The sequence below is a fragment of the Pseudomonas sp. GD03944 genome (genome assembly GCF_029839275.1).
Classification (GTDB): Bacteria; Pseudomonadota; Gammaproteobacteria; order Pseudomonadales; family Pseudomonadaceae; genus Aquipseudomonas.
On record NZ_JAOCAH010000004.1, the window covers coordinates 19,599 to 33,267 of the forward strand.

Annotated in this window: 8 protein-coding genes; 7 read left to right on the plus strand and 1 reads right to left on the minus strand. The window is 65.9% G+C overall.

Going from position 1 to position 13,669, the window contains the following annotated elements; all coding sequences use genetic code 11:
• Nucleotides 1–79: 79 nt before the first annotated feature.
• Nucleotides 80–1,522: a coniferyl aldehyde dehydrogenase gene (locus N5C28_RS08360; protein WP_279821583.1), complete on the minus strand. Its 1,443-nt coding sequence runs from the start codon at nucleotides 1,520–1,522 to the stop codon at nucleotides 80–82.
• Between the two features lie 262 nt (nucleotides 1,523–1,784).
• On the opposite strand from N5C28_RS08360, the gene N5C28_RS08365 reads away from it, so the two are divergent.
• The 7 genes from N5C28_RS08365 (at nucleotide 1,785) to pelF (ending at nucleotide 13,668) form a co-directional block, all read left to right on the plus strand.
• Nucleotides 1,785–2,444 carry a TetR/AcrR family transcriptional regulator gene (locus N5C28_RS08365; protein ID WP_279821584.1) on the plus strand — a complete coding sequence of 220 codons (660 nt, stop codon included), beginning with the start codon at nucleotides 1,785–1,787 and terminating at the stop codon, nucleotides 2,442–2,444.
• Between the two features lie 367 nt (nucleotides 2,445–2,811).
• On the plus strand, nucleotides 2,812–5,679 hold the full coding sequence (locus N5C28_RS08370; RefSeq protein ID WP_279821585.1) for a bifunctional glycoside hydrolase 114/ polysaccharide deacetylase family protein: 2,868 nt from the start codon (nucleotides 2,812–2,814) through the stop codon (nucleotides 5,677–5,679).
• Entirely contained in the window at nucleotides 5,657–9,265 is a 3,609-nt protein-coding gene (locus tag N5C28_RS08375; RefSeq protein WP_279821586.1) for a tetratricopeptide repeat protein, read from the plus strand. Before N5C28_RS08370 ends, N5C28_RS08375 begins: the two co-directional genes overlap by 23 nt.
• A gap of 27 nt (nucleotides 9,266–9,292) precedes the next feature.
• The gene (locus N5C28_RS08380) at nucleotides 9,293–9,811 is read left to right on the plus strand and encodes a penicillin-binding protein activator LpoB (protein WP_279821587.1); all 519 of its coding nucleotides are present in this window, start codon (nucleotides 9,293–9,295) and stop codon (nucleotides 9,809–9,811) included.
• Between the two features lie 5 nt (nucleotides 9,812–9,816).
• Entirely contained in the window at nucleotides 9,817–11,184 is a 1,368-nt protein-coding gene (locus N5C28_RS08385; protein WP_279821588.1) for a PelD GGDEF domain-containing protein, read from the plus strand.
• The gene (locus N5C28_RS08390; protein ID WP_279821589.1) at nucleotides 11,162–12,151 is read left to right on the plus strand and encodes a HEAT repeat domain-containing protein; all 990 of its coding nucleotides are present in this window, start codon (nucleotides 11,162–11,164) and stop codon (nucleotides 12,149–12,151) included. Before N5C28_RS08385 ends, N5C28_RS08390 begins: the two co-directional genes overlap by 23 nt.
• Nucleotides 12,148–13,668, plus strand: a complete 1,521-nt coding sequence (pelF, locus tag N5C28_RS08395) for a GT4 family glycosyltransferase PelF (protein WP_279821590.1) — start codon at nucleotides 12,148–12,150, stop codon at nucleotides 13,666–13,668. Before N5C28_RS08390 ends, pelF begins: the two co-directional genes overlap by 4 nt.
• Nucleotide 13,669: the final 1 nt, after the last annotated feature.

Sequence of the window (13,669 nt, forward strand, 5' to 3'; positions counted from 1 at the left end):
CAGCGCCGCGTGGGCGATTGTTGCAGGGGGTGCCGTGAGCCTCACCCCGGCCAGGGCGGGCTCACGGCGTACGGCGGGGTCAGCGCACGAACAGCTTGTAGACCAGTTTCAGCAGGGCCTTGTTGTACGGCGGGTAGATCAGGCGGGCGGCGTTGAAGCGCTGCTTGATGAACACGCCCTTGGCCTTGCTGAAGGTCAGGAACCCTTCGTGGCCGTGGTAGTGCCCCATGCCTGAGGGGCCGACGCCGCCGAAGGGCATGTCGTCCTGGGCCACGTGCAGCAGGGTGTCGTTCAGGCACACGCCGCCGGAGTGGGTTTCGTGCAGCACGCGCTGCTGCTCACCCTTGTCGTAACCGAAGTAGTACAACGCCAACGGCCGGGGGCGCTGGTTGATGTAGGCGAAGGCGTCTTCGATGCGGGTGTAGGGCACGATGGGCAGCAGCGGGCCGAAGATTTCGTCCTGCATGACCTTCATCTCATCGCTGACATTCAGCAGCACGCTGTGGGGCATGCGTCGGCCCTGGGCCTCGCTGAACAGCGGCACGAGGGTCGCGCCCTTGCTCTGCGCGTCACTGACGTAGCCGTCCAGGCGACTCTGCTGGCGCTCGTTGATGATCGCCGTGTAATCGGGGTTGTCCTTGAGCTGCGGGTAGAAGTTCAGCACCGCGCTGCGGTACGCCTCGACGAAGCCGTCGACCCGGTCGTGGGGCACCAGCACGTAGTCCGGAGCGACGCAGGTCTGCCCGGCGTTCAGGGTCTTGCCGAAGGCGATGCGCTCGGCGGCGTCCTGCAGCGGCACATCCTTGGAAACGATGGCCGGCGACTTGCCGCCCAGTTCCAGGGTCACCGGGGTCAGGTTCTCGGCGGCGGCGCGCATCACATGCTTGCCGATGCTGGTGGCGCCGGTGAACAGCAGGTGGTCGAAGGGTAGCTTGGAGAAGGCCATGCCGACTTCCGCTTCGCCGAGCACCACGCTGACCAGGTCCTCCGGAAAGATGCGCGCCAGCAGGTCCTTGACCAGTTGCGAGGTGGCCGGGGTCGATTCGCTCATCTTGATCATCACCCGGTTGCCGGCGGCCAGGGCGCCAGTCAGCGGGCCGATGGCGAGGAACAGCGGGTAGTTCCACGGCACGATCACCCCGACGACCCCGAGCGGCTGGTAGATCACCTTGGCCGAGGCCGGCATGAACTGCATGCCCACGCTGCGCCGCGACGGTTTCATCCATTTGCCCAGGCGTTTGCTGGCGTAGTGGATGCCGTGCAGGCTGGGCATCAGCTCGGCGAGCAGGGTCTCGTCGGCGGAGCGGTTGCTGAAGTCTTTGGAAATTGCCTGGATCAACGCATCGCGCTCGCTGCTCAGCAGCTCGCGCAGGGCCTTGAGCCATTCCCGGCGCTGTTCGGCAGAAGGCATCGGGTTGGCCTGGAAGGCCTGGCGCTGTGCACCGAAGGTCTGTTCCAGCTGGCTGAGCTGGAGTCGGTTCTGTTGCAGGCTTTGTTCCAGAAAAGCGATGTCGGCGACCATGGCGGGCTCCTCGGCAGTCCAGCGGGAAATCCGCTCGGTCCAAAGGGGGACGCCGCGGTTTTCGTGGGGTTGCTGGATTTTTAGAGCAATTACTCTAATGTGTCAAATAGCATGCCGCGGTATGGCCTGGGCCGCACCCCATCGAAAAGTGGGCGCGAGGCTCTGGCGCAAGGTTGGGTAACACCTTGGCCGTCTGCGCGTGTACCTTTGGCGGGCGCCCGTCGGGCGTTCTTCCTTGAGCCGAGTCGAGATCGAGTTGCGTATGGCGCCTCCCCAGAAAACCCGTGAGCGGATCATTCAGGCCAGCCTGGAGCTGTTCAATGCCCAGGGGGAGCGCAGCGTCACCACCAACCACATCGCCGCGCACCTGGGGATTTCCCCAGGCAACCTCTACTACTACTTCCGCAACAAGCAGGCGATCATCGCCGAGCTGTTCAGCCGTTACGAAGGGCATGTCGACGGGTTTCTGCAGGTGCCGCAGGACCGTGCCTTGACCATCGAGGACAAGACCTTCTACCTGGAGGCGCTGCTGGCCGCCATGTGGCATTACCGCTGCCTGCACCGCGACCTGGAGCACCTGCTGGAAAGCGATGCGCAGCTGGCCGAGCGCTACCGGCTGTTCTCCCAGCGCTGCCTGGAAAACGCCCAGCGCATCTACCAGGGCTTCGTCGACGCCGACATCCTGCGCATGACCCCGGGGCAGATCGAGGCACTGACACTGAATGCCTGGATCATCATGACTTCCTGGGTGCGCTTCCTGTGCACCACCCGCGGCGCGGCGGCCGACCTCAGCCAGGACATGCTGCGCCGCGGCATCTACCAGGTGCTGGCGCTGGAAAGCGGCCATGTCACCCCATCGGCCCGGGATGCGGTAGAGGCCCTCACCCACAAGTTGCATGTGCCGCTCAGTCAGGTGCTTTGACCCGGGCATCCTGAAACGCTGACAACAGCCCGCCGCAACGCGACAGTTTCCGTTAACGGCTTGACGATCGGGTCGAGTGAACTACAACAAAGAAAGGGGCGTCGTAATTGCTTGAAGCGAGAAGAAGTGGGCTTCTTAGTTCTGTCGGTTATTCATATTAAGTGTGCTGTTATAAGCACTTAGTTTGAAAATTACATGTCGATATATAAAAGCTAATTAACCCGCCTTTCTGGCGTCAAACTTGACGTCAAGCAATTGTCGTATCTATTTTTATTCAATAGAGGCATTTTGCTTGTACTGGCCATTTGTTTATGAATAATCGCGCAGCATTTCATGGATTTTCCTTTCGTTTCGTGTTGAGACAATCATGCTCGGTGTTACAGCGTTGCGTCATGGGGAAGAGCGTGGAGTTGTCTCGTCTGGATTGAATGTCACCTTCAGGAAGACGGTCATTCGCGCGTTTACCTGGCTTTTCAGCTTGTGTGCTGCACTGTCCGCCGTCGCTTCGCAGGCGGCGGCGTTGAGCCCTGCCGGCCCGCAAAGCGTAGCGTTCTGGTACGCCCCCAATCCTCCGTACTCCGAGTTGGCCCAGTTCGACTGGAGCGTGCTGGAGCCGTCGCACGTCCAGGCCAAGGACGTGGCGTTCCTGCGTGCGCAGGGCAATCAGCCCTTTGCCTACTTGTCGATTGGCGAGTTCGACGGCGACCTGGCCGCTGTCACCGGCAGTGCGTCCAACAGTGGTGCAAGTGCGGTACAGAACAAGGCATGGGGCAGCCAGGTCATGCACTTGTCCTCTCCCGAGTGGCGCGCCTACTTGTTGCGCCGCGCCGGCGAATTGCGCGAAGCCGGGTATGCCGGCCTGTTTCTCGATACATTGGACAGTTTCCAACTTCTGCCCGCCGCGGAACATGAAACTCAGCGCGCGGCCCTGCGTGATTTCCTGAGCGAGCTGAAACGTCAGGAGCCCGGTTTGAAGTTGTTCTTCAACCGCGGCTTCGAGGTGCTGCCGGAATTGCCGGGCGTGGCGGCCGCCGTGGCGGTCGAGTCGATCCATGCCGGCTGGGACGCCCAGCGCCGCACTTACCGGGTCGTGCCCCAGGCGGATCGCGACTGGCTCGACGGTCACCTGCAGCCCCTGCGCGACAAAGGCATTCCGCTGGTCGCCATCGAGTACCTGCCGCCCGACCGTCGCAACGAGGCACCGGCCCTGGTCGCCCGGCTCGTGAGCGAAGGCTTCGTGCCCTATGTCACCGTGCCCAACCTCGATTATCTGGGCGTCAGCACGGTCGACGTGCAGCCGCGCCGCATTGCGATGATCTTCGACCCCCGCGAGGGCACGCTCTACCAGAACCCCGGCCACATGTACGTCGGCGGGCTGCTGGAGTACCTCGGGTACCGCGTCGACTACTTCGAGGCGGATCAACTGCCCAACCGGCCCATGAGCGGGTTGTACGCGGGGGTAGTGGTGTGGATGACCAGTGGCCCGCCCGAGAATGCCCTGGTGTTCAACCAGTGGCTGTCGGCCCGGGCCGACGAGCATGTGCCCCTGGCGTTCCTCGCCGGCCTGCCGGTGGAGAACGACGGTGTGCTGCGCCGCTTCGGCCTGCGCCGTACCTTCACGCCGCTGACCGGCCCGGCCGAAGTGGTCCAGCAGGACGATGCGCTGATCGGCCATTTCGAGGCGCCGGTGGTGGTGCGTACCCGTGACCTGCCGTCCCTGACCACCCTGGACGGTGGCCCGACCCCGGTCCTTGGCCTGCGCGACAGCCAGCAGCGCATCTTCACCCCGGTGGCCATCGGCGACTGGGGCGGCATCGCGCTGTCGCCGTACGTGGTGGAAGAGGGCGCGGACCAGCGCCGCTGGATCATCGACCCCTTTGCCTTCCTGCAGAAAGCCCTGCGCCTGCCGGCCATGCCGCGCCCGGATACCACCACCGAGAACGGTCGGCGGGTGGCGACCGTGCACATCGACGGCGACGGCTTCGTGTCCCGTGCCGAGGCCGTGGGCACGCCGTATTCCGGCGACCTGGTGCTGCGTGACTTCATCAAGCCTTACCCGTTCCTGACCTCTGTCTCGGTGATCGAAGGCGAAGTGGGGCCCCGGGGTGCGTTCCCGCACCTGGCCCGCGAGCTGGAGCCCATCGCCCGCAAGATCTTCGCCGAGCCCAAGGTCGAAGTGGCGACGCACACCTTCAGCCACCCGTTCTTCTGGCAGCCGGAAGTGGCGGAGAAGCGCGAGGGCTTCAACCCCGAATACGGCTACATGATGAAGATCCCGGGCTACGACAAGCTGGACTTCAACCGCGAGATCGCCGGTTCCACGGCCTACATCAACCAGAACCTGACCACGCCGCAGAAGCCGGTGAAAATGGTGTTCTGGTCGGGTGACGCCATGCCGGACGAAGCCACCATCAAGCTGGCGTATGACAACGGGCTGACCAACGTCAACGGCGGCAATACCGCGCTGACCAATGCCTACCCGTCGCTCACCGGCCTGTACCCGCTGATCCGTCCGACCTCCGGCGGCATCCACTACTACGCACCGGTGATCAACGAGAACGTCTACACCAACCTGTGGACCGGCCCGTACTACGGCTTCCGTGGCGTGATGGAAACCTTCGCCCTGACCGACAAACCCCGTCGTCTGCGCGGGCTGCACCTCTATTACCACTTCTACTCTGGGACCAAGCAGGCCTCGATCCGGGTCATGAACGACATCTACAAATCGATGGCGGCCGAGCACCCGATCTCCCTGTGGATGAGCGACTACGTGCCGCGCATGCACGGCCTCTACCAGGCCAGCCTGGCCCGTCGCGCCGACGGTGCCTGGCAGATTCGCGGCCTGGACGGGCTGCGCACCGTGCGCCTCGATGCGGCCATGGGCTGGCCGGACCTCAGCCGCTCCAGCGGCGTGGCCGGGGTGCGTGACCTGCCCCAGGGGCGCTACGTGCACCTGGCCAGCGAACAGGCGGTGCTGGCCCTGCGTGACACCCGCGACCCGCGCCCGGCGCTGGAGGAGGCCAACCTGCCGCTGCTGGCCTGGACCTACCTGGACGACCACCGGGTGAAACTCTCGTTCGCCGGCAACATGCCACTGGAATTCAGCGTTCGGGCGCAGGGCACCTGCCGCCTCGAGATCGCCGGGAAATCGTATTCGGGTACCCGCCAGCAGGATCTATGGCGGTTCAGCTTGCCTATGGAGCGGGTGCTCGATGCACAACTCACCTGTCGTTAAACACACGCGCCTGCTCAGCCCCTGGACATTGCTGCTGGTCGCCCTGCTGATCGGCGCGCTGCTGGTGCTGACCTACAAGAGCGAAGACGTGTTCATGCCGGATGGCAAGACGCCCGACGCCGTGTCCGTCAGCTATGCCGAACTGCTGCTGGAAGCGCACCCGGAAAACCGCGAGCTGCGCCTGACCCTCATCGAACAGCTGATTGGCCTGGGCGACTACGTACGGGCCCGCAAGCATGTGCTGGAACTGACTGGTGCCGACACCGCCAGCCTGCCGTTCTACGAGCTGGAGCTGGACGTGCTGGAAGCCCTGGCCAACCCGGCCGGGATCGAGCCCGCCGCCAGCCAGGCGCTGGTCGAGCGGATGCGCCCGATCGCTGCTAGCGAGCTGTCGGACGAGCAGCGGGTGCGCCTGGCCAAGTACGCCTTGTCCCTGTCCGCCCCGGACATCGCCGCGCCGATCTATGCCGACCTGGCGACGCGCGACAGCGAACGCCATGTGGAGTGGCTGGCCGAAGCCGCCAAGTGGTACCTGGCTGCGGGCGATTCCCAGCGTGCCGCCACCCTCTACCTGCGCCTGATGAGCCTGGTCAAGGAGCCGGAGCAGCGCGTCGAATTCCTCGAGCAGGCGTTCTTCAGCCTGCTGGCTGCCAACCAGCCCGAGCAGGCGGCCGAGCTGATCGACCAGAACCTGGCCGAGCTGCGCGAAAGCGATTCCGACGTGCTGGAAGCCGCGGTGCGGGCGGCCATGGGCGCTCACCGGCTGGATCTGGCGGAGCGCTTCGTGCAGGTGTGGCGCACGTGGCGCCCGGACGACCAGCAAGCCCTGGCCATGCAGTTCCAGCTGCGCCTGGCCGCAGGCGACATCGAGGGCGCCTGGGAAACCAGCCAGCTGATGGTCGCCGCCCGGCCCGACGACGTCGAGCTGCTGAAGCAGGTCGCGCGCCTCGGCGAGTGGACCGGCCGTCCCCGTGAAGCCCTGGATTACTGGATTCGCCTGCTGTCGCTCGGCGAGGACACCGCCACCCGCGAACATGCCTGGCGCCTGGCGGCACAACTGTTCGACTTCGACCGGGCGATCCCGCTGCTGGCGATGCTGGCCGAACAGCGCCGGCTGACCGACGAAGAACTCGACGCCATCGTCTACAGCCACCAGTCCCGGGGCACGCCAGAGCAGGGCGAAGCCTGGCTGCGTGGCTACCTGCGCCAGTACCCGGACCAGAAGATCGCCTGGGTGCGCCTGCAGCAGATCCTCGAGCACACCCTGCAGTACGAGAAGGAAGCCCAGGTCTGGGCCGACATGGACAAGCGTTTCGGGCTGACCATCGCCCAGCGCCTGGATTGGGCCGAGGTGCACTGGAAACTGTTCGACGTGCCTACCGCCTGGAAGGTCCTGAACGACGTCGACAACAGCGACATCGAGGACGCCGGTTACTGGCGCCTGCGCGGCGACCTGGCCTGGGAGCTGGAGCAGGACGACGAGGTCCGCTACTCCTACGAGCGCCTGCTGGCCCTCGACCTGCCGCTGACCAGCGTTGCCGAAGAGCGCCTGATCGCGCTCTACAGCAAGCACGAGCCGGAAAAGGCCCTGGCCCTGCTGACCAAGAGCTGGCAGCGCACCCATGATCCGCGTCGCCTGAGCAGCGCCCTGCAACTTGCCGAGCAGTTGCAGGACTGGCCACGCCTGCAGGCACTGGTCGATGAAGCGAGCAAGCGCCCGGACAGCGCCAAGGTGCCTGCCTTGCTCAGCGCCCGTGGCTTCCTGGCGAGCCGTGCCGGCAATACCGCTGAAGCCGAGCGCCTGTACCAGCAGGGGCTGGTGCAGTTCCCACGGCAGAACATCTTCCGTCAACGCCTGCTGTGGCTGTACATCGATTCCGGCCAGCGCGCCAAGCTGCCGCCGCTGCTGCGCCAGTGGCAAGGCTTGGCCCAGCGCGATGGCGAATTGTGGCTGCCCTACGCCAGTGCCAGCATGCTGCTGAACCGCACCGGCGAAGCCCTGGCCTGGTTCCGCCTGTACCTGAACTCCAACCCCCGCGACTGGCTGGTGCAGTCGGCCTACGCCGACGCCCTGGAGAGCGCCGGGTACGCCGACAAGGCGCTGCGCCTGCGCACCTACCTGGTGGGGCGTATCGCGGCGCAGCCGCAGACCAGGGGCGGCATCGAGCGCTACAACATGTACCTGCGCCTGCTGACCAACACCCAGTCCCTGCGCGCCGCTGACCAGCAGGCCCAGCGCTGGCAGGATGGCTCGACGCCGATGCTGCAGGTCTGGTTCGAGCAGTTCATGGCCCAGCTCGACAGCACCAACCAGCCGGCGCTGAAGGACGAATGGCTGGTATGGGCCCGCCGTCAGGGGTTGGAAATCAGCCAGTACGAACAGCTGCAGGAAGCCCTGCGTAACCACCACCGGGAAAACCTCGAGCGTCTGCTCGCCGAGGGCGGCCTGGATCAGGCGCAGCGCGTCGAAGCCCTGACCCGCCTCGGTCACCGGGGCGAGGCCCTGGGTGAGGGGTTGAGCAGCCTGTCGGACGAGCAGCCCGGGGTCATCCGCCAGCAGCTGCTGCGCCAGACCGTCGAACTGCATGAGCGTACGCCCCAAGGCATCCAGCTGGGCTGGCAAAACCGTGACTTCGGCGGCCTCGACATCGAAGGCCCGCAGCTGCAGGTGGCGCGCTACCTGGGTGACGACTGGTACGCCGACCTGACCCTGGGCCAGGGCCGCTACGATGCCGACACCCTGGATGACAGCGTGATCGGCCGTGAAAACAACGCACGCCTGACCCTGCAGCGCGAATTAAGCGATGGCTTCTATGCCCTGACGCTCGACGGCAGCTGGCGCGATGATGAGGACCGCCTGGGCTTCGGCCTGTCCCGCGCCTGGGCGCTGTCGTCGCGCGACGAACTGCAGGTCAGCCTGGACTGGCACCGCGAAGCCGACCAGACCGGCCTGATGCGCGCCCTGGGCATGCGCGACGGGGTGACCGTCGCCGGGCGCCACAACCTCAGCGCCCGCGACCAGTTCATCTGGTCCCTGGCCCACAACCGCTACAGCACCCGCCAGGGCGATGCCCTGGGCAGCGGCCAGCAGGTGAACCTGGAGTACAACCACGCGCTGTTCTTCGAAGGGCCGACCTGGCTGCTGCGCACCGGGGTCAGCTACCAGAACAACGCGGTCAAGGATCGCCTGGACGATGAGCTGCTGGCGTCGCGGATCGAAGTCGATGCCCTGGGCAACGACGTGGTGGTCCCGCTGGGCGGTGCCCTGCGCCTGGATGGCGCCACGCCGGCCGACCTGCTGCAGGACCGCTTCGGCGAGTTGTACGTGGGCAGCACCTGGCGCCGTGGTTTCCCGGGGGCGCTCAACCGCGGGCGTGCCCAGTACACCTGGCTGGTCGACGTGCTCGCCGGCTGGCAGTGGACCGAACAACAATTCAGCTACGCCATCAACACAGGGGTGGGGCTGGAAGTGCTGGGCGATGACGAATTGGCGTTCACGGTGGGTTATCAGTCGGCGCCGCAAACCGGCGACGGTGAGGCCGGCGGAACGGTCGGTGTGACATACAGTGCCCGTTTCGGTCGCTGATCAAGGATTCAACAGGAGGAACGAACGATGCTATCCATCCGCTGCCTGGCCCTGGTGGCCATTGCCTTGCTGGCTACAGGCTGCTCCAGCTTCACCCGCGAAAGCGGCACGGCGCTGCCCCGGGATGCTCAGTGGGGGCTGGTGCCCCTGGTGAACTACTCGCAGGCGCCCCAGGCCGGCGAGCGCAGCGAGCAGATCCTGCTCAGCGTGCTCTCCGAACAGGGCCTGCGCCCGCGCGTCTACCCGGCGGTGAGCCAGGGCGACATCCCGCTGATCGACGACCGCGAGCGCCTGAACCAGGCGCTGGAATGGGCCCGCGAGCAGAACCTGGACTATGTCGTGGCCGGCAGCGTCGAGGAGTGGCAGTACAAGAGCGGCCTGGACGGCGAGCCGGCGGTGGGCATCAGCCTGCAGGTGATCGAGCTGGCCAGCGGCCGCGTAATGTGGAGCAACAGCGGCGCCCGCGCCGGCTGGTCCCGCGAGAGCCTGGCGGGCACCGCGCAGAAAGTCCTGCGTGAGCTTGTTGGCGACCTGTCGCTCGAGTAATGGCTATGGAATCGGCGCACAAGGATTACACCCTGGCACCCCGTGCCAGTGGGCGCGTGTCGTGGCTGGAAACCCTCCTGGTGAGCGGCCTGGCTATTGGCGTGGGCTACTGGCTGTCGCCGCAGGACCCGCTGCTGGTCGCTGCGTCCTTCCCCTGGGTCGTGCTGGCGCCGATGTTGCTGGGCATGCGTTACGGCTTCATGCAGGGCCTGATCAGTGCCGTGCTGCTGGTGCTGGCGGTCTTCGCCTACCGCGCCATGGGCCTGGAGGCCTACCAGGACATGCCGGCCTCGTTCATCGTCGGGGTGTTGATCACCGGCATGCTGGTGGGCGAGTTCCGTGACATCTGGGAGCGCCGCCTGGAGCGTCTGGACATGGCCAACGACTACCGCCAGTTGCGCCTGGACGAATTCACCCGCGCCCATTACATCCTGCGGATTTCCCATGACCGCCTGGAACAGCGGGTGGCCGGCAACGACCAGAGCCTGCGCAGTTCCCTGCTGGGCCTGCGCAGCCAGCTGCGTTCGCTGCCCCGTGGCGACGACCCTCTGGCAGCCCTGGGCGAGTCGGTGCTGGGCCTGCTGGCGCAGTACGGTTCGTTCCGCGTGGCCGGCCTGTACCGGGTCGATGCCAAGCGCCAGGTGCAGGTTCAACCCCTGAGCACCATCGGCGCCTGCAAGCCCATGCGCACCGACGACCTGCTGGTGCGCATGTGCCTGGAGCGGGGCGAGCTGGTCAGCGTGCGCGAGTCGCTGCTGGAGCGTGGCGAACACCGCCAGCACTCGCAGTTCCAGGTGTGCATCCCGGTGATGGACACCGAAGACCGCATCCTTGCGCTGCTGGCCGTGGAGCAGATGCCGTTCTTCTCGTTCAACGAACGCACCCTGAGCCTGCTGACGATCCTCGCCGGGCACATCGCCGACCTGATGCTCAGCGACCCGCATGCGCTGCAACTGGAAGACGCCGATGCCCAGGTGTTCAGCCAGAACCTCAAGCGCTGCCTGATCGACGCGCAGAACCATTCCCTCGATGCCTGCCTGTTCTCCTTCGAAGTGGGCGCCGAGGCCAACCAGGAAGAGCTGCTGCGCCTGATTGAGGACAGCCAGCGCGGCCTGGACCTGCAACTGCGCCTGAGCAACCCCCGTGGCACCTCGGTGCTGGTGCTGCTGCCGCTGACCTCGGCGGAGGGCGCCCAGGGCTACCTGCAGCGCCTGCAGAACATGCTGAGCGAGCGCTTCGGCCTGGAGCACAACCTCGAGAGCCTGGGCGTACGCACCTACAGCTACGACATCGGGCCTGGCAGCGAGCGCGAAGCCTTGCGCCATTTCCTCTTCAACGAGTGCGCGTTCAATGATCAGCAAGTGGCTATTTAGCGGCGCCTTCGTTTTCGAAGTCGGCAGCTGGGCGGCCCTCTTCGAAAGCATGCCGATCGGCCAGGCGGCGTTGCTGTACGCCACCGCCCACGGCATCAGCAGTGCGATGCTGACCGGCGGCGTGTGGCTGCTGCTGCCCCGGCGCTACAAGTTCCCGCTGCCGTGGAGCCCGCTGTTCATTTTCAGCCTGGCGTTCTTCGTGCCGCTGATCGGCGCGATCGGTGTGGCGGCGGCGGTGTTCCCGGCGCTGTACATGCCGCGCAAGCACCACGAGAAGACCTGGGACTCCATGGGCGTGCCGGACCTGCCATTCCGTCCCCAGGAGAAGCGTCGCGACCTGATGTTCAACGATGGCGGCCTGCAGGACGTGCTGCGTCATGCGCCCAGTGCGGAGAAGCGCGTGACCGCGCTGTTCGCCACGCGGCGCATGCCGGGCAAGGATTCCATCCCGATTCTCAAGCTGGCCCTGCGCGACCCGTCCGACGACGTGCGCCTGCTGGCCTACTCGATGCTCGACCAGCAGGAAAGCAAGATCAACCAGCGTATCGAAACCGCCCTGCAGCAACTGGCGGCCGCCGAAGAGAGCCAGAAAGCCGCGCTGCACGCGACCCTGGCGCGCTGGTACTGGGAGCTGGCCTACCTCGGCCTGGCCCAGGGCAGCGTCCTGAGCCACGTGCTCAACCAGGCCCGTGAGCACGCCGATACCGCCTTGTCCCTGGGCGCCAGCGAAGACACCCACCTGCTGGCCGGGCGCATCGCCATGGAGCTGGGGCAGCTGGACGTGGCCGAGGCGCACCTGTCGAGCGCCGAGGCCGCGGGCATCGACGTCGAGAAGCTGTTGCCGTTCCGCGCTGAAATCGCCTTCGTCCAGGGTCAGTACGAGGCCATTCCCGGCCACCTGGCAGAACTCCCCGAAGAAATACTGCAGCGGCCGCCGTTCGCGGCGCTGGCGAGATACTGGTTATGAACAACACACCCTCCGAGGCACCCGTTGCCGACATCTGCCTGCTGCTCGAGGGGACCTGGCCGTATGTGCGCGGTGGTGTGTCCAGCTGGGTGAACCAGCTGATCCTGGGCCTGCCCGAGCTGACCTTCTCGGTGTTCTTCATTGGCGGCCAGCGCGAGGCCTACGCCAAGCGCCAGTATGCGATTCCGCCGAACGTGGTGCACATCGAAGAACACTTCCTGGAAAGCGCCTGGCGCCCGGGCGATGCCGTGGTGGCAGCCAAGCGCGAAGGTCCGCGCAAGGTGATGCGCGAGATGCACGCGTTTCTCCACCACCCGGACGAACCGACCCTGGAGCAGGGCCAGGTCATGCTCGACCACCTGGCCAACGGCACGATCAGCCTCGACGACGTGCTGCACAGCCGCGCCAACTGGGAGGCCATCACCGATGGCTACGCCCACCATTGCAGCGACCCGTCGTTCATCAACTATTTCTGGACCCTGCGCACCATGCAGGCGCCGCTGGTGATGCTCTCCGAGGCCGCCCGGCGCCTGCCCAAGGCGCGGGTCCTGCACTCGATTTCCACCGGTTACGCGGGCCTGCTGGGTGCGATCCTGCAACGCCGCTGGCAGTGCTCCTACGTGATCAGCGAGCACGGCATCTACACCAAGGAACGCAAGATCGACCTGGCCCAGGCCAACTGGATTTCCGAAAGCCCGGACGAGGCGCTGCGCACCGGGCTGGATGCCGAGGTCAGCTACATCCGCCGGCTGTGGATTCGCTTCTTCGAGCGCATCGGGTTGCTGGCGTACCGCTCGGCCGACCCGATCATCGCCCTGTATGGCGGCAACCGGGAGCGGCAGATCGTCGATGGCGCCGACCCGGCCCGTACCCGGGTGATCCCCAACGGTATCGCCATGGGCGCCTGGTCGGGTGCCATGCAGCAGCGCCCGGAAGGCATTCCCAGGGTGGTGGGGCTGATCGGCCGCGTGGTGCCGATCAAGGACGTGAAGACCTTCATCCGCTCCATGCGTGGTGTGGTCAGCTCGATCCCGGACGCCGAAGGCTGGATCGTCGGACCCGAAGAGGAAGACCCGGAATACGCCAGTGAGTGCCACAACCTGGTGGTCAGCCTGGGCCTGGAAGGCAAGGTCAAGTTCCTCGGCTTCCGCCAGATCCACGACCTGCTGCCGAACCTGGGGCTGATGGTGCTGACCTCGATCAGCGAGGCCCAGCCATTGGTGATCCTCGAAGCCTGGGCCGCCGGTACGCCGGTGGTCAGCAGCGATGTGGGCTCCTGCCGCGAGCTGATCGAAGGCGCGCCAGGCGAGGACCGGGCACTGGGGCTGGCGGGGGAGGTGGTGGCGATCGCCGATCCACAGGCCACGGCCCGTGCCATCGTCGACCTGCTGAACAGCCCGAAACGCTGGCAGTCCGCCCAGGCAGTGGGCCTGGAGCGGGTCAATCGTTACTACACGGAAACGCTGATGCTGGAGCGGTACCGCAACCTGTACCACGAAGCCATGGGGGCAGTCTGAA

What these genes read in the sequence shown, in the direction of transcription:
- N5C28_RS08390 (WP_279821589.1), top strand. Translation starts at nt 11,162, where the DNA reads ATGATCAGCAAGTGGCTATTTAGCGGCGCCTTCGTTTTCGAAGTCGGC.
- N5C28_RS08360 (WP_279821583.1), bottom strand. Translation starts at nt 1,522, where the DNA reads ATGGTCGCCGACATCGCTTTTCTGGAACAAAGCCTGCAACAGAACCGA.
- N5C28_RS08370 (WP_279821585.1), top strand. Translation starts at nt 2,812, where the DNA reads ATGCTCGGTGTTACAGCGTTGCGTCATGGGGAAGAGCGTGGAGTTGTC.
- N5C28_RS08380 (WP_279821587.1), top strand. Translation starts at nt 9,293, where the DNA reads ATGCTATCCATCCGCTGCCTGGCCCTGGTGGCCATTGCCTTGCTGGCT.
- N5C28_RS08385 (WP_279821588.1), top strand. Translation starts at nt 9,817, where the DNA reads ATGGAATCGGCGCACAAGGATTACACCCTGGCACCCCGTGCCAGTGGG.
- N5C28_RS08375 (WP_279821586.1), top strand. Translation starts at nt 5,657, where the DNA reads ATGCACAACTCACCTGTCGTTAAACACACGCGCCTGCTCAGCCCCTGG.
- pelF (WP_279821590.1), top strand. Translation starts at nt 12,148, where the DNA reads ATGAACAACACACCCTCCGAGGCACCCGTTGCCGACATCTGCCTGCTG.
- N5C28_RS08365 (WP_279821584.1), top strand. Translation starts at nt 1,785, where the DNA reads ATGGCGCCTCCCCAGAAAACCCGTGAGCGGATCATTCAGGCCAGCCTG.